This is a genomic window from Paenibacillus sp. VTT E-133280 (genome assembly GCF_002264385.1).
In the GTDB taxonomy this organism is placed as follows: domain Bacteria; phylum Bacillota; class Bacilli; order Paenibacillales; family Paenibacillaceae; genus Paenibacillus_AQ; species Paenibacillus_AQ nitricinens.
Window position 1 is genome coordinate 1 of record NZ_NFUX01000018.1, and the last position, 17,737, is coordinate 17,737.

The window sequence follows — 17,737 nt, forward strand, 5'->3', positions numbered from 1 at the left end:
TCCAATGTCTATTCTAAGGGGTGCACTTCAATTTAATCTCAGGAGGTTTTTTGTTGTTACTCTTGATTATTTGAATATTGATAATTCGGCTGTTGTTGTACATAAGGCTGTTGGCGATAGTGCTGTTCATAGCCTTGAGTGTAGTATCCTTGCATTGGGTAAGGCTGATAATTAAATGCTTGCGTCGCTGGAGGCATTTGTGAAGCTATAGGAATGGGCTGAGCTTGCATATGAGTATATGGCTGCATGTTTGGATGCATGTTAGGTTGCATATTTGGTTTCATATTTGCATGCATATTCATATTAGGAGCCATATTCGGGGCCATATTATTGACTCCCTTTACTTTATCTTCCTCACAGCAGTCGGCAGGTGGGCCGATAAAGGTGCCAGGTTTAATAGGAGCTAACGCTTCCTTTACCAATGCTTCATTCAAACAGTAAGTATGGGCCAATACATTTGCCGGAGTTTTGCTCAAAATATCCGAACCTAAGATAACCTCAGGAATAGGTGCGTCAAAAATGGCAAGCAGATGTGTATTATCGACAGTAGCTACTTCATAATGCCACCAGCCTTGCGGCACATTCGCCACTTGACCTGGACATATTGGGAAATGAAGAAGTTCATTTGTAAACGGATTGAGTATAGACACTACTGCTGAACCGCAGATACAATAGACAAGCTCTGCCGCATTTTGATGATAATGAGGCTCCACCACATTCGATTTGCTAAGAAAAATATCAAGGAGTGAGGTATTCTCCAGTGTGTTCAACTGCTTAACCGACAGTAAATTAATGTAGTTGTTGGCATCCTTTTTAAAGAGAGTATTAGTGTTCACATCGAAAGTAAATTGTGTATTAGGGGACGTATAATCCATGTATGAAGTCACTGTTTATTCCTACCCTTCTGTTCCCGTAAATTTTTGATTTCCTAGAACAACATATGCATTTGCCTATGCCTAGGTGCCGGAGATTCACTGACTCCAATAAAAATTCATCTTTCTCTGTCAATCGGGGCATCCTCTATAATGTTAAATTCTCACACTATACAGGAGGCAAAGTATGAAATCGATTCACATTAAAATAGTATTAGCGTTATGTATCTCTATCTTCACCATTATGGGGTTGCAGCCTTTGAATCAACACTCCACGGTTGCAGCCGCTAACCACAAATCCTCTACTAAACAGACTCCATTAACCTTTGTTCTGATTCATGGGTCTTGGGCTACTGCAGGTTTTTGGGATGAAACAGCCTCTGAGCTTCGTAAGTTAGGGCACACCGTCTACACACCGGAATATGCAGGACATGGCGCTGATAAGAATAATAATGTAACACATGAGCAAATCACAAAGTCCGTTGTCGACTATATTAAACAAAAAGACTTGAAGGATTTTATTCTGCTCGGACATAGCTTCGGCGGATCAGTCATTCAAACAGTTTCCCAGCAAGTACCTGATCGGATCAAACGGATCGTGTTCTTTGATGCCTTCGCGCCGCTTGACGGGCAAAGTGTGGCAGATCAATTTCCTGCTGAGTCACTTAAATCCTTTGAACAGCTAAGAGACGCTTCCGGTAATAACACCATCACGCTCCCTTTCCCGCTCTTCCGGGATACCTTCGTCAACACTGCCAGTCTTGCGCAAGCACAAGCCTTTTATAAACAAGCTCCGCCTGAACCAGCTACCCCACTGTTTGAAAAGCTGGATCTCAAGAAATTCTACAGTCTCCAAATCCCTAAAAGTTATCTTTATCTGACGGAAGACACGGCTATCCCACAAGGTCCATATGGGTTTCACCCAACTCAATCCAGTCATTTGGGCGTTTTCCGCTTCATCGAGGGCAAAGGTGATCATATGACCACTGTCCGAACCGAGCCAAAAATGATGGCGGAATTGATGGTCAAGGCGGGTAGAGATTAGAGGGTAGCTCGCTTCGTTGACCGACACAAAAACACCTCCAAGAAATCATTCTCTTGAAGGTGTTTTGATTTTTTCTCGTGATAGGGCTGTTACGTAGATAAAATTATTAGATTAGGATTACTTCAAATGATTCAACATCCTCTGTAGTAGAGATCCATGATAAAAATACCCTTATTCAAAATATAAGATCTCACCACTCTTTGGAAAACTAAAACAAGTTCATCAAGATCAAATCCATGTCCTAGGCGTCGGCATAATGTAATACATTCAGGTCTTATCGATATTGGTTAGGCGGTCACGTAACAAGGGATTATTGATGATGTGACAATTTCAATAGTTGTTTTTATACTCATGTCTGTCTGGTGTGATTATGGTCTGTAGAGTGTCTAACCTATTAGGGATGACAATTACGAAAGGAGCGATCATGAATGAATCATCCAGTTAACGAATGCATTCAGAAATTTCTGATTGGATTCACATTATCGTTGAAATGAATAACTGAAATAGCTTGGCTTCGTCCTCTCCTGCCCGTCTGAAGATCGATGCATGGTGTGCCGGGTGAACGGTATTAAAAAAGACAAAATAAAAAAAACACAGAGCTATTACACTCGTATGTGGCTAAAGCTACTATTCTTCCAAACAAGGTGATTCAAAATTCTCAACAATTAAACTTGAACTACTGATTTTTATTAACGAATCATTACATTCCTTCACACTTCCAATATACACGTAATTATCAAATCCAAAGGGAACAAACATCTCCCTACTTTGAAATTTACACCAAATCCTTTCTCTTAATATTAATTGAGAGAGTTTCTCCAATTCAGTTTCTAAATAATGTTCTAGCAGAAATTTCTAAGTTGAATATACTCTTCCCACTTCACTTATTGAAGTCCATTCTACATTTTTCTAAACTCCTTTAATACGATTAGTTGGATCATATTTAGTAATCCTCCAAGAGTATTTGTACATTTTAATCTCCGATCCTATTTAATAGCGAATCATAAGTACCCAGACGAGTTTTTACTAGGTAGATATTCAGGTTTTGTCGCTATTTTCCATACCCTTCCGATATGCGAATCAAGATCTAAGACAATATAGTTTTTACCATCAGTATTCACTGGTTTATCCTTAATTATTTATTTTTGTCTTTGTAAAACCCAAATATTACGCTAACATATCTGTTTCTTTATTTATTAGTTTCAAGGCTTGACCTTTTAATTAGTTTTAATGAAATAAGATCACTACGAGTATCCCAATAGAGTTGTGACTTACTCCAAGTAATTCATGCAGTTGTAAGCATCAAATTCACGTGGTTCTCAGTATTATATCCCATTAGATCAACACGAGTTAACGAATTATTCTCCAAATACGTATACAGATTCAAACTCAGCGGATTATTAATCTGGGCTTCATACGTATCCTAGTATATAAAGCGACTATTCACCCTTTCTAAAAAGTGCTGTTATATGATTCAAGACTATTCTTGGTTGGTTTTGCTTGATGTGGGTCGGGGTATTCTCTCAGCCACCACGATGGTGTAAACGAAAAGAAAATAACCACAGGCAGAAGAATTCACCTGTGGTTAGATATTCTTGCTTTAATTCACGTCATATTTAAGTAGCTAGAAGTGTCCTGATCATGGATAGAACTCTCACTTCTACTATACCATGTTTCTTGGGTACAGCTACATTATTCAACATCCCAAGAATCATCTATTATGTTACCTTGAATATCAAAGACAAGTTTATAAACTCCATGTTCTTTTCCTTTATACATTATAGTTGCATAACTAATCAAATAGACATTGTCCTCAATTAACCATTGGCTTAAATAAGCACCAATCTTGAAACATTCAACAACCATACTCTTCTTATCAAAATTACTCTCGAAGTATTTGATTAGATTTTCCGATTGTTCCATTTCCATACTCTCAATATACTTCCACCAACTTTCAATTGTTTTTTCAGAAATTTGATGATGATTTGACCATTCTTTTATATTAGTTTGAAAATTCATTCTTACCTCCTATTTATGTAGTCCCTTAGCAAAATAATCAAATATATATTGTCCAGTACCTTTATCCTGATAACCAAAAATTCTGTAGTTACTCAATTCTTTGGTAAAAACTTTGACTTCGTGTGTGTAATCAATACCATTTTTCGAAAATCCCTTACTCAAAATCTTTATCCCGCTTTGTCCTTCAGGTCCTACAATCCCTTTTTGCATTGCCTTTACAAACTCATATGCAGCATCTTGATTCCACTTATCTCTCACAGCACTAAATGCTGAATGCTTAATATAGGGTAACAATTTCTGGCCATTTCTAAATCCAATCGACGCTGAATTATTACCACCACCCAAAAACAGGCTGCCAGCAAACGACATCAATTCAACTTTACTATCAAATGCATCCTGTGATGCTTCCAAAGAATTTAACAACTGCCCCTTTGCCCAAGAAGCCTTGCCCATTGAATTTGAATAGGCACTCGTCTGTGTTACTAAGCCATATAAATACTTAAATTGATTTCCGTTGTCGCTATATACATTACTGAAAAGATTTTTCAAATTAGATTGGTAGTGATGATCACCATTCATAGAAGCTTTTAACATCATTTCTATCTCATAATATGATTCCGTTTTCCTATGACCAGTTGGATCAAAATACCGCTGCGGATTATTCTCCACATACGTATACAAATTCAAACTCAGCGGATTATTAATCTGACCTTCATACGTATCCTCATTTATAAAGCGCCCCAAACTCGGATCATACCAACGAGCTCGAAGGTATTGCAAGTTTGTTGTATCATCCCACAGTTCTCCTGAATAGCGGAACGGATTATGAACCTCCTCTTTCTTGCTAGTGATTTTTCCCCACATATCATAAGTGTAACTATTGAGTAATGCTCCCTGACCATTGCGTAACTCTACGATATCTCCATGTCCATTATATACTGGGTAAGCTTTTGATCCGTCAGGGTATTGGATGGCTTCCAGCCGGTTGCCACGGATATAGCTCGCGACCAATTGTGGTGTTCCGTTCACAACTTTTGCTTCAGCTATAATTTGATCACCGTCGTAATAATAGCGTGTGATAACCCCATCTTCCGTACGATTAACCAATAAACCGTCTCCGTTATAACCGTACTTCACAGTTTTACCATTTATCTTCGCTTGTACTAGGCGGTTTTGCTTGTCGTATTCATACTCGTATTCCTGAATAGATTCTGGGTCATAAGATTTCATGCTCTGTCGGTTACCACGGTTGTCATATCCGTAACTTTCATTATTACTACCCTTAGATGTGGATATTCGATTTAACCTATCGTATTTTAATTGTTCTCCTATGCCATTTTGCGACCAACTTGTAATATTTTTGTTTCTATCATATCTATAATAGTACTCTAAGGTATCTCCTGCATTATTATATTTAAGGGTACTTAAATCCATCCCTATATGCTTATAACTACCAATAATCCCACCATCTGTTATGGTTTCTTTTATTAGTCCGTTATTATAGTAATTATAACTAGCTGTTGGTGTTACAGGAGAAGTTCCTACATTCTTTAATTGATTTAACGTATCATAAGAATAATAAGTGACTACTCCAAATGGATTAATCATTTGTTTTCGATTCCCATTAGCGTTATATTCAGTAATTTCTAAATCCAAACCATCTGGGTATTTCATACTTGATAACATTCCAGTATTAGGATTGTAATTATAATCAGTTGCACCAGTGTTGTCAGTCATTTTTGTTCGTCTTCCAGCTGTATCGTAAGTAAAACTCACAGTTTCATTGTCATTCGACTTTTCTGTCAGTCGATTCATACTATCATATGAATTAACTGTCATATTTCCATTACGATCTGTATAAGTTGTTAGATTTCCGTTTTTATCATAGCTATAAGTTTCGTTCCTCCCAAGCTCATCAATCGAGCGAATAACTGTGCCCAATTCATCATATTCTTTCGTTATTGTTGATCCATCAGCAAAAATTGTCTTAATTTGATTGCCAAGCATATCATACCCATATTGCGTTACTTCACCCATTGCATTCGTCACAGATATCAAGTTACCGCTATAATCATAATTATAAAGTGTCCCATAACCTTCACCGTCATAATGTTCAGTGACCATATCTCTAGTGTCGTATACAAAGCGTTCCAAAGTAGTTTTGTAAGAATCGTTTATGTGCAACTTTTCTTCTTTTCTCTCTAAACGCCCCCACTTATCATACGTTTTTAATGTCGAATAACCTTCGGCGTCTGTTGTAGTAACGATATGAGACACATCGTTATACACGTTAACGACTTCCGACATATCCTGACTAACCGTTGCTTTAAGACGACCCCATGCATCAAAACGATTAATTGTTTTATTGCCTATAGCATCTTCATTAACGACTACTCTTCCGAATTTATCGTATTCTGATTTGGCTGTTGCCTTGTAACGACCATCATCATAGATACTGGTTTCAGTCTGCATCCCCATAGCATTCCACTGAGTACGAGATTTAAGACCTGTTTCGTCCGTGACAGTACTTGTATTATTCACATCATCATAAGCAGCTTCCAAAATAGATTTATCAGGGTGAGTTACAGTTAATATTCGCCCCAAATTATCATATTTATATTCTGTTCTTAGATTCTTCCCGTCAGTAAATGCTGTTATAAGTCCTGTTGTGATATCATATTCTGTTGCATTCAAAGTTTGGTTGATTTCACCTTTATAATTGGTAACATTGACTGATTGTAAGGTTGGAAATGCATATATCCCCTTAGCTCCATATTCCGTTGTAGTGGTAATTGTTTTACCATTATTCGAAATTTTTTGGACTGTCGGATTTCCATATATGTCATAACCCTCAAAACTAGTTTGCTTTAAAATTTCTCCTAACGTATTGTCTTTTCTGACAGTAATTTGGCTAATACTGCCCTTTGCGTTTCTAGTGTAATCAGTGTACTGATATTTACCAGAATTAATTGGTTCCAGTGCGGTTTTTAACAAATGGTTAATAGAATCATATGTAAAGGTGCTAGTCTGTCCTTTATCATCTGTAGTAGCTATAATATTTCCGAAATCATCGTAACTTCTGTTACTTGACAACAAGTCCCCATTCTGATTATTTGTCAAAGAAATTATCGTTGGTACCAAGGCTGGATAAGAACGACCATTAACATATTTATTGTAACTATAGGATGTTATCTTGTTTACACTATCAGCACTTTCAACTATTGATTCCAAATAAAATCGAGCTGATATCTGATCATCAATATAATCTTTCTTATATGAATACGTAGTCTCCGTTAACCCATTATTCAGTGTCGTTGAGAATTTAAAGTCCTGATTATACGAACTTCCAAGATCGGTATTGTTATAAAAGAAAGTATGTCGGTTATATTCTGCAGATCCGTTATTATCATAAGTCACATTATCTGCTCTTGAAAATATACGATATGCTTCGTTAAAAGAGTCTGTCCCTATATAACGCTTAACAGGCTGAGGTTCATAAACGTATTTAGTAGCTGCACCTGTAGGATGCTGAATTTCAGACAACAATGCGTAAGGATTAGATCTTGCTCTCTCTGGGTAAGAATTGAAAAGGTTGAACTGGGCATTCTTAATTAAATAGCTATATGTCGTTTTTCGTCCCTGCGTATCTGTTACAGAATCTAATAGCTCCTTACCGTCTTGTGTATGCTTCTTATATACGACCTTCTGATTTCCTTTGCTAAGAGTAACCTCAGTAGCAGAATAAGTGATATCTATAGTGTTACCTATTGGATCTTTCACTTGTCGAAGCAACTTCCTGCCGTAATAGCTATTATTTTCATATAAAAATTGAATTGTATTTTCGTAAGGATCAGAAATTTGCAAAAGTAATCCGTCATTCGAAAAATACTGGCGTCTTTGTCCATCAGGAGATGTCATGACGTACTGTGAGGTTTCACCGTTCAAATGAACTGAGGAATCTGAATTAAAGGTTGTCCCTTCCCAATCATCCCCCTTTAATTTATTTCCCTCGACTTCATATCTACCACCACCAGCTATATGGACGTAAGTCTTATTGTCTTTAGTCTCAATAAAAGGTAGACTCCATGACCATCCCTTACCAATAGGATATAATTTTTCATATAAAGGCTGATTTATATCATTGTAATACTCCACACCTTGGGCTGTGCCTGTCATTACAGCTTTTGTAGATGCACCTGGACTAGAGGAAATATAATAATTGTAAGTTACCCCGTTGGTATCTGTTTGAGTTGAAACCCGAGTTCCTGCATTATTGTTAATCCAATTTTTATGTGCTTCAGCATCTGTGTAAGACTTAAATAAGCCATCATAAAGCTGTATTGGTGTTCCACCACTTTCTACAGTTATAGGCGTAAGATAGATCGCGCCAAATCTCGTATATACATTCCGGCTCCGATCATTCCCCATAGAAGACCAACTATCATAACGGCTAGCGCTAGTGAACCCAGGCTTTGTGATTGGACCAGAATATTCTTGTCTATAATATCTTGTATCTTCTGTCGTCATAGACGGCGTTCCAGAATAATGAGCAAGGTATTGTTTGGTACAAACACCATTTGTCGCCGTGCTTGTTGGCGAAGGGCATTCTTTCAATGGATCAGTCACAGCTGTTCTTGTCAGTGTCCCCTTATAACCATTTACGTCATAAGGAATACTACTCGGACAGGGAGTTCCGGTACCAGTCGCCTTCCAAACACCTTTCGTATATAAACCAGGGATATTATTTTGGCAAGTATCTGTCTTATTAATATATTTTGTTTGTGGAGCTTCACCAGATATAATTGTAGAAGCACCAGTCCGATATAAAGTACCCGCGTATCCATTTGAGCTATAATCAATTGAATAATTAAACGAGGGAGATCTACTTTCAATAGAACTTCTACCAGTAATTGTATCAGATGGTGTAGTATATGTTGTATTTAAAAGTAGATTAGCTCTGTTCCGTGCTTCTTCTTCTGTATCGTATGGACCCTCTTTTCTCGTCTGTTGGGGAAGATTACCTCTGGAATTAATGCTCCCATCACTATTATTATCGTATTCAACTTCTACTGTTTCATTGATGTTGACATAGTACTTGTTCAATACGCTTTTCTTTATTCCATTATAATCGACTATCCATTCATAGGTATCATAATCAAATGTGCTGTAACCATAATCTGATTCATAAAACTGTGAATCTGCAGTATTATACTGTCTATTTAAACTAAAGGAAAGTCCGTTTCTACCCGGTAAAGTAAAATCAGTGTTTTGTAAGGATAAGCCTCCAGAAAGCGTCGAAACGGATTCGTCATTTATTCCAACCGAGTACGGCGCTTCATTAAAGGATGATTTATTATATACTGGTGGCTTCTCTATAACCGGTGTATCCCCAGGAGAAAGTGAAAATCTCATGATATCCGAAGTATTATAAACTTCTTCAGTTACCGAAGATTGCGAGATGTCCTCTCCTTTGTTAGGAAAGATTGGTTCCCCAGTAAGCGAATCAAATTCAGTTGGAGTAAACATATAAACATTTTGACTTACGCTTTCTGCTTCCATTACATTAATATCACGAATCATTGATGAAGGAAGTTCACTGTAGACTTCTGTAGTGACACTCGCTGATGTGTTAACTTCCTTTGGAAATAACAGGAATCGCGATTCATCATAGCTAATCTGCTTTTTGTTAGCTTGATAAAAGATGTGATAGATATCATTTAAGGAAAGTCCTTCATCTAACTGTTGCTGCACAAATACTTCAGACGTTTGAAACTGATCCACTAAATCTAGAATAGATAAAGGTTCATACTCCGTATCCTTAATGTCATAGTCTATCTCACTTTCTGATTCTGTGGATGCCGCTTGGGCAGTCTGTATTAACGCATCCGTGAAGATGCCCAAACATAGACTTATGCAGAGAAGAATTGCTGTAAACCCTCTTAACTTTTTCATCATTAACTCCATCGCTCCATTGTATTAGTAATTTAAATATTTATTGTCTAAGATTATTGCTCTTAATTACTTTCAAATAAAATGATAACCACTAGATCTACCAAGTAAAATCCACTATAATTTTACTCAGAAGTGACTTTCTTAGATATAAGATTTCCATTTTTGTCATATTGAAAAGTTATTATAAATACTTTACTTCCAAATGAAGTTTTGATAGTAGAAAGTCTCCCTGATTTATCATACGTATATTGAGAATCCTTAATTTGTAAGAATTCTAAGTTGGAAAACTCCTCACTACCAAACTCAGATATCCATACTTTATCATTGTTATCAGTTAGTGCAATGATTCCATCTCCGGAGGAAACTACAACAATATTCTGATCTAAGTTTAATTGGAGTGGCAGGTCGCCCCAAGATGCACCCCACGCCCAAACAGAGCCATCACTTTTTAAAGCGACTGCCTGACTAATTCCCCCTGCACTTACATCTACAACATCAGTCATTACTCCAGATCCTCCACTAAAATGGCTGTCTTTTACTTGTACTGGGGCATCTTCTGAAGAATCAAACCAACGAGTTCCATTCCCTAAAGTTCCATAATGATTAAATCCCCATGCCCATAACGTTCCATCCTTATGGACTGCTAACGTAAAGCCTCCACCAGAACTAATTTGATCAACGTTATTTATTAGAGCGAATTGCGGGAGAGTTGTATTCCCATATATTCCACCTACTCCTAAAGCACCATAGTCACTTTTCCCCCATGAAAGTACAGATCCATTATTATTAAGTGCAGTACTCGTTTCGTAACCAGCGCTTATAGATTTAATTTCTTTCAAATATCCTGAACCTGTTGTATCTAAAACTTTCACAATTTCATTTCTATCTATTCTTGTTCCATCTCCTAGTTGTCCATAAGAGTTAGCCCCCCACCCAAGGAGACTTCCATCTGAACAAAGCACCAATGTATACTCAGACCCTGCACTCACAGCCACTATATTATTTAGAGGATTATTATTTGTGTTATTTTTTACCAATTTTGGTTTTAATATGGATTTTTGGCTAGATCCGGTCAATTGTCCTCTTTTATTTGCTCCCCATACTAGTACTTCATGATTAGTAGTTAAAGCTACAGTATGATACGCTCCGACACTTACTGAAATTATATTACTAGCAACCCTCACTGGAACAGTACTACTAACAGTAGTTCCGTCCCCTAATTGCCCTTCACTATTATCCCCCCACATCCATAGCATTCCATTTTCATCTATAATTGCATAATGACTCTCTCCGAATGCACTTTTTTTCAAATTTGGTATAAGGCTCATACTTTTCATAGTAATATTATTACTTAATACACTTTTCTTATTATTTTCTATGTATTTAAAATTAATATTAATCTCCTTATTATTTGAAGTATCATCATTGTTTATTAACGCATTTGGAGGAACAATCACGTTATATTCCGTAGATGATTTTAAGTCCCCATTCAACTTGAGAATTAGATTACTTTTATCAATACTAATCTCTGCCGCTATTTTCTCATTCGTTGGAGATACAATAGAAATACTATCGTAATTCTCACCTTCATTTATGTCAGCATTAAAAAAAACTCTCACAGATTCATTTGAATTTTCTAAGATATTTCCATTCAAAAATGATGACCCTATATAATTTAAATCATAATATTCTTCAGGAGCACTTTTGAATTCGATTATTAATTTCTGAGATAATCCCTCACCTTTTACAGATAGAACACTATCTTTCCCTAAAGATACAATATAACTCTTTGACGGGAGCAATGGCTCAGTAGGAGTTATAATTAATTCTTTATTTGATGTAGTAATTGTTACATCTATTAATTCTCCGCTCATTCTAAGCTGTATTTCCTTATTATTACTGATTTTAAATTTTTCATTGAATGTAATCTTAATAATCTCATTTTTTAATACATCAATTTTCCCAGGAGATGGGGAAGAATATTCAACTTGAAACCTTTTATCAATAGTGTGAGCACTTTGAATTTCATTTTTAGATTGGGAAGCTTGCATATGATAGGTAGGAAATACTAATAAACTTATACATATGAATAAAACTATTTTTTTGAAGAATAACATAGAAATCCTCTCCTTTTGACAATGATAGTTGATAATCCAAACACAATATCCGTAATAATTTTATAAATGCCAATAGATTAAACATTACCTCCTCTCAATCATTAAAGATCCACTCCATAATAATTTCTATCCCTATTCTTTAAACATCTAAAAAAACTAACTAACGTAGTTTACAATATTTTAAACCTAATTACCATAATTTTCTTAACTTATGATGTATTTGAGCAAATTAGAGATCTAAGTCAGCAAAGAGAAATAGAGTTAATCAAGTGTCCGTAATCACTTAATTAATCCTATAGTGTTCAATTTCCAATTAAGAATAAAAATAATAGTTGTACGACTATTATTTTGGTCGTAAGAACATGGGAACCAATTGAATATAGATTTTGCGCGCCTCCGACATCTCACACCACACATACGAAATTGAATGGAATACTTCGTGTGCGCCTTCAACACTGTATAGTATCCACACTTGGCACTCATAAAAAAACGGATATTCCAATTAAGGATATCCGTTTTATACTAATTTAAGCTTGATGCTCCATTCTGTTGATCTTGAATTGTAGTTACTCCTGTTATCACCCAACTATCGTGTTCTCGTACAAGAGAAATTTTCAGTAAAGTGGAGGGTTCCAGTCCATTAGAGGTTGCGTTGTCTAGTCGCAGTTCTATAATCTCGGAGTTAGGATTAATTACCGTCTCTTTAATCACCTCGTAGTTCGTGATCCAGGGGCTAGATACGCCCGTTACCCAATTCAGTTCAACAAACTGCGGATACATAACCTTTTTGAGCTCCTTGGAAAAGATCGAATATTGAATTGACGCATTCCGGTGCTGCAAACCGAACCCGTAGAGCTCAGCAGCTTGAAATGCAGAAGGCAATATAATTCGTTTAGACTCCGGGGCTGGCAAAGGCATGGCTGAGAGCAGCTTTCCATTAGACTGGATCACCGTTCCGTTGTTATCAGGCGCACCTATCGCGATTCCCGGCAGAAGCAACAGCCCTGCGATTAGGGTGGCTGCCAATTTCTTTGTGCTAATTAGAATCACCTCATAGAAAGCTTTTTCACCTCATGTAAATTGAATTCTAATTATTCCCCGTCGTCGCTGATAATTATGTATGTTAGGACTACCTGTCTAGATTTTTCATAATATACCCCCCCTGTGCAATAAACTGGTAATATAAAAAGAGAGGTTATTTTAATAACTAAACTTTAGAGGAGATGTCCCTATGAAAAAACACTTAAGGCTCTGTCTATCGGCAGGTCTGCTGCTCGCTCTAGCCATCGGTACCGTAAGTACAGCAAGTGCTGAATCCAAGGTGAAAACCTATAAAAACTGTACAGAGCTAAATAAAGTTTACAAAGGTGGAGTCGCCATTTCCAGCTCAACCAAGAACAAAGGTGGAAAAACGAAATATAAACCTTTTGTATCTAAGGCGCTCTATGAAGCCAACAAAAAAAGCGACCGTGACAAAGACGGAATCGCTTGTGAGAAATAAGATTTACCCCTGACTCCTGCTTCATCTATTGTCTAAGCCGTTGATCAGGCGTGAAAAAGAGTCGGTAGCTCAGTACACTTAGCAGTATACTTGTTATGGCCGCAGAGGCGGTGAATGAGAACACAATCAGAATTTGATAGCGAACAGCGATTACTGGATCAGCGCCTGCTATAATCATACCCGTCATCATGCCTGGAAGCTGAACAAGTCCTACAGTCTTCATTCCGTCGATGGTAGGGATCATGCTGAATTTCACAGATCTTTTTCTAACTTCATGGATCGCTTGTGGAACCGTTGCACCGAGTGACAGCAGGGTCTCGATTTCCCCTTTGCTCTGCTGTATTTCGTGCTTGATATGGTTAATGAACAAACCGGAGACAACCATAGCGCTACCAATGGTCATGCCACTAATGGGAATGATATATTGCGGAGTTGCTTCAATAATATGTAAGCCGAGTAGAATCCCCATCATTAGGAGCTCCATAGTAGCGATCGCAAGTCCAATTCTCCAGACTAATCCATGCAGTCCTTTGCCTCTTTTCGCTGCATTCCATGCGGCTACACATATCATAAAGATTATTATCAAAACAACATAGATCATCTGATCGGTTTTAAAAATAAATTGCAGTACATATCCGACCGCAAGCAGTTGAATCGCCGATCTTATAGTGCCTACAATAATATCTTTTTCTAGTCCGAGCTTTTGCCATACCGAGAGCAGCATCGTCCCTAACACAAACAGCAGGGTAAAACTCAGCGCAGTATAACTCATATGAATGACGCTCCTTCTAACGGTCGGATAAACCTTTTCGCTAAAGCTTCCGCAGATTCAGCAAAAAAAGCTTCACTCAAGTGTTGTTCCAGCTTCCCTTTCCCCATAAACCATGTAGTTGTGCTTATTCGGCTAGCCTGCTTAAGGTCATGGGTCACCCAAATCATTGAAGTCCCTTCTTCTGTATGCCATTGTTCTAACAGATCCTCAACCCTTTGAGTGCTGTCAATGTCTAGTGAAGCAGTGATTTCATCAAGCAGTAGCACATTAGGACGCAATAGCAATGACCGAATCAGGGATATACGCTGCTTCTCACCGCCAGAGCAATCTGCTGCTTTTTTACTTAAATCCAATTGCTCCAGCCCTAGTTGTTCCAATAGCCGCATTACTAATTTAAGGTCATAGGGTCTGTCATGCAGCTTGCTGACGGTTCTAAGGTTATCCTCCACACTGCCAGGCAACATAACCGCTTGTTGTGCCACAAACCCGATTTTCATTCTCCACAGCCTTGAATCCATATTTTTGAATGAAGAGCCCTTGACAAGCATATCCCCTTCATCTGGAGCATCCAGCAGAGCCATTATTCTAAGTAGTGTGCTTTTACCTTGACCCGAGGCACCAATCAGAGCAATTCGGTCCGATTCAGATATTTCAGCAGAGATGTCCGAGAATAGATATTTCGAAGCTTGTTCACTGCTTTTCCAGTTCAATTTTGCAAGTTTTTGAATTTCAAAAATACTGTTCAATGCCATACCTCCTATTGCCAAACGAAAAAATATCATACCATTTCGTATTATAGCATTTTAGCTGCATAAAAAAAGAGAAAGGCATCTCCCCCATGAGACACGCCTTTCCCTAATATTAATTAATTTATTGATTAAATCGAGCCGTAACGAACACTGCTGGGGAATTCCAATAGATCGTTACCTCATTCGTAGAATAACTAAGCTCATGATCTGCAAAGCACTGAGCAGCAGGTTTCCCTTGTAAATGCTCTACAACATATTCATCATGAAGCCCACGATCTGGCCCCCCAGATACAAGGCCCGGCACAGGATCAGCCACATGGTCACCAACAGATGGACGATGATGCGGATGCATCACTGGATGATCGCCAAATCCGGTAACATAACTGATATCCAGTACATTGCGACCCATCAGATAGTGCAAATGATCTAGCGCACAGTCCGCAAAGCTCATATCGTCACTAAAATATTCAGCCACAACTAGCAGCATAGCATTGTTCATTACGAGCATGTTGCTTCCCCAAATATAGTCGTCCTCTTTTAAGGAGATCCTATAACCATCCCCACGACTCTGTTCCACTAACCGATCCGCTTCTGCTAGAAGTCCTTCTCTTAAGGAAGCATATAAAGCACGGTCTGACAGATCTTCACCATTTAACAGATAGGCAAGTGTGCCATAGCCCCCCATATCCGCCCAGCCTAGACTGTATTTTGGAAAAGATAATTCCACCAGCTGCATAACAGCATGATGGTATTCTTCTTTCCCCGTCGTACGATAGAGCTCCGCAGCTGCCCAATACCGCTCATCCTTGTCGTTCCCATCTCCATATTCCCCGGTGCTGATTTCTGGCGGATTTATAAACCCTGGTGCATCTGGATGTTGAACAAGCCATTCCCAAGCTAATGTTGCGGCATCCAGACATTTCTTCGCATAGGCTGAGTCAAAGGGCTCATATATCCGTGCTGCCATGGCCATGACTCCAGCAAAATCGCCAGTGGCGGTGGATGACACCGGTGAGAAATATAGATCTGCTGTATCAGCCTCTGGCATTACATCCAAGCCGGGAAAGCTCAGTGTAGTCAGTTTATGATACACTCCACCTGTTCTATAGTCTTGCATTTTGAACAACCAATCCAGCTCCACTTTGCATTCCAGCAGTACATCTGGAGTTATCCCCCCACTTTCAGGAATCGGGATAGCGCTTACAAAAGCAGAAGGATATAACTCATACGCTAGGAATAGATCAGCGATGGCCTTGGCTCCAGGTCCGCTGTATTTGCCATAATCACCTGCATCATGCCAGCCCCCAGAACAATCTAGCCTACGCTCCGTTTCACCATACACAATACCCTCTGCTGTATGACATGCCTTATGCTTCCATTCGCCAGCATACTCTTCAGTTAACTCAACCCCGCAACGATAATAATAAAAGGCCTTCAGCAAGCCCTGTTGAAGCTCGTGATAAGGTTTATCTGAAATAATAAATGATGCCGAAGCTATCCCCTCACCTTGCTCAATCCGGTATCTGCCCACTGCATGAACCTCAGAAAAATCACCTGTATGTACAGTTACTCCGCTTGCCTCATCAAATCTGGGAGCACCTGTCTGCCCTTCAAATATAACATTTCCATGATCAACATCAACAACCTGAAAGTCATGTTCTGCACCAGTAAACACTGCAATCTTTTCTCCACCCACCGGATATCCGATTTGATTTACAGTGATGGTTCGGAGTCTACGCTCACTCATCTTCATTCTCCTTCATATCAATTTGATGAAGCCAATGATTACAAGTCTCTCTTTCAAGTTGAGAATACTCTATTCTAGTTGTACGTGGCAATGATAACTACAATAAAAAAACCTAGAGTTAACCAGAAACGGTAACTCTAGGTGATGTGATCAGCTTATTTGTCTCCAAGCAGCTTAATAAAGTTAGCCGGAAGTGTGAATTGCTGATTGTGAATCACTATACGGCGAAGCTCCTCAAAGGAACTGAGATCATCATCTTCATCGTCGTCTTTGATTTCCTTAATGTCCCGATGCAGTCGCTCCATTTGCAGATCAAGTGCATGAGCGGCATCCGCTGCATTTTTCAATTCACGCGTCATACTCTCTGGTACTGACTTATTATATTTATAGAAAATTTTATGTTCGAGACTTGCCCAAAAATCCATAGCAATGGTACGAATTTGTACCTCAACGCACACTAACTCCTGACGATCTGACATAAACACAGGTACCTGAATCAGCAAATGTAAACTTTGATATCCGTTAGGCTTGGGGTTCTTAATATAATCCTTCACTTCAAGAACCGTTAAGTCGTCCTGCTTCTGAAGCATTTCACTTACATGATAAATATCTGAGATAAAAGAGCAGGTAATTCGTAGACCTGCAATGTCTTTAATACAATTTCTCACAGAATCTAGAGATAAATCTCCATTTTTACGGAGCATTTTGTTCATAATACTCTCGGGAGACTTGATTCTCGATTTAGTATGTTCAATAGGACTGTAATCGTGAAGAGACTGAAACTCCTGTTTGAGGATCTCAATCTTCGTCTCCATCTCATCAAGTGCAAATTTATAAATCAACATAAATCGGGTGATCTCGTGCTTAACCTTCTTAAATTGTTCGATTTGATTCTCGGGGGTCATTATCCATTTCTCCTCTTGTAGCTTTTCTCTATATTTATCATAGCCAATCCACTAGTGA

The 17,737-nt window shown here is 38.3% G+C and carries 12 protein-coding genes; 2 read left to right on the forward strand and 10 right to left on the reverse strand.

Annotated features, from left to right (window positions below):
* Positions 1-56 precede the first annotated feature (56 nt).
* Complete coding sequence (locus CA600_RS10355) at positions 57-875, reverse strand: cupin domain-containing protein (RefSeq protein ID WP_094870113.1); 819 nt, start codon at positions 873-875, stop codon at positions 57-59.
* Between the two features lie 184 nt (positions 876-1,059).
* Between CA600_RS10355 and CA600_RS10360 the strand changes: the two genes are divergently transcribed.
* A complete protein-coding gene (locus CA600_RS10360) occupies positions 1,060-1,917 on the forward strand; it encodes an alpha/beta hydrolase (RefSeq protein WP_076283022.1) in 858 nt (285 codons plus the stop codon).
* 1,001 nt (positions 1,918-2,918) lie between these two features.
* On the opposite strand, the gene CA600_RS32180 is transcribed toward CA600_RS10360, so the two are convergent.
* The 5 genes from CA600_RS32180 to CA600_RS10380 form a co-directional block, all read right to left on the reverse strand.
* The gene (locus tag CA600_RS32180; protein WP_179281585.1) at positions 2,919-3,038 is read right to left on the reverse strand and encodes a toxin C-terminal domain-containing protein; all 120 of its coding nucleotides are present in this window, start codon (positions 3,036-3,038) and stop codon (positions 2,919-2,921) included.
* A gap of 571 nt (positions 3,039-3,609) precedes the next feature.
* Positions 3,610-3,936: a hypothetical protein gene (locus CA600_RS10365; protein ID WP_094870114.1), complete on the reverse strand. Its 327-nt coding sequence runs from the start codon at positions 3,934-3,936 to the stop codon at positions 3,610-3,612.
* A 9-nt stretch (positions 3,937-3,945) separates the two neighbouring features.
* Positions 3,946-9,891 (reverse strand): RHS repeat domain-containing protein, encoded by a 5,946-nt coding sequence (locus tag CA600_RS10370; RefSeq protein ID WP_179281586.1) that lies wholly within the window; start codon positions 9,889-9,891, stop codon positions 3,946-3,948.
* A gap of 119 nt (positions 9,892-10,010) precedes the next feature.
* Complete coding sequence (locus tag CA600_RS10375; protein WP_094870116.1) at positions 10,011-12,005, reverse strand: RCC1 domain-containing protein; 1,995 nt, start codon at positions 12,003-12,005, stop codon at positions 10,011-10,013.
* A gap of 522 nt (positions 12,006-12,527) precedes the next feature.
* A complete protein-coding gene (locus CA600_RS10380) occupies positions 12,528-13,055 on the reverse strand; it encodes a hypothetical protein (protein ID WP_094870117.1) in 528 nt (175 codons plus the stop codon).
* 181 nt (positions 13,056-13,236) lie between these two features.
* Here CA600_RS10380 and CA600_RS10385 point away from each other — a divergent pair, with 181 nt between their 5' ends.
* Positions 13,237-13,506 (forward strand): excalibur calcium-binding domain-containing protein, encoded by a 270-nt coding sequence (locus CA600_RS10385; protein WP_094870118.1) that lies wholly within the window; start codon positions 13,237-13,239, stop codon positions 13,504-13,506.
* A gap of 25 nt (positions 13,507-13,531) precedes the next feature.
* On the opposite strand, the gene CA600_RS10390 is transcribed toward CA600_RS10385, so the two are convergent.
* From CA600_RS10390 to CA600_RS10405, 4 genes are all read right to left on the reverse strand, one after another.
* Positions 13,532-14,278, reverse strand: a complete 747-nt coding sequence (locus CA600_RS10390) for an ABC transporter permease (RefSeq protein ID WP_094870119.1) — start codon at positions 14,276-14,278, stop codon at positions 13,532-13,534.
* Positions 14,275-15,024, reverse strand: a complete 750-nt coding sequence (locus CA600_RS10395) for an ABC transporter ATP-binding protein (protein ID WP_094870120.1) — start codon at positions 15,022-15,024, stop codon at positions 14,275-14,277. The genes CA600_RS10390 and CA600_RS10395 overlap by 4 nt, the downstream gene beginning before the upstream one ends.
* Positions 15,025-15,148: 124 nt before the next feature.
* Entirely contained in the window at positions 15,149-16,774 is a 1,626-nt protein-coding gene (locus tag CA600_RS10400) for a glycoside hydrolase family 9 protein (protein ID WP_094870121.1), read from the reverse strand.
* Between the two features lie 155 nt (positions 16,775-16,929).
* On the reverse strand, positions 16,930-17,679 hold the full coding sequence (locus CA600_RS10405) for a GTP pyrophosphokinase (RefSeq protein ID WP_094870122.1): 750 nt from the start codon (positions 17,677-17,679) through the stop codon (positions 16,930-16,932).
* Positions 17,680-17,737 lie beyond the last annotated feature (58 nt).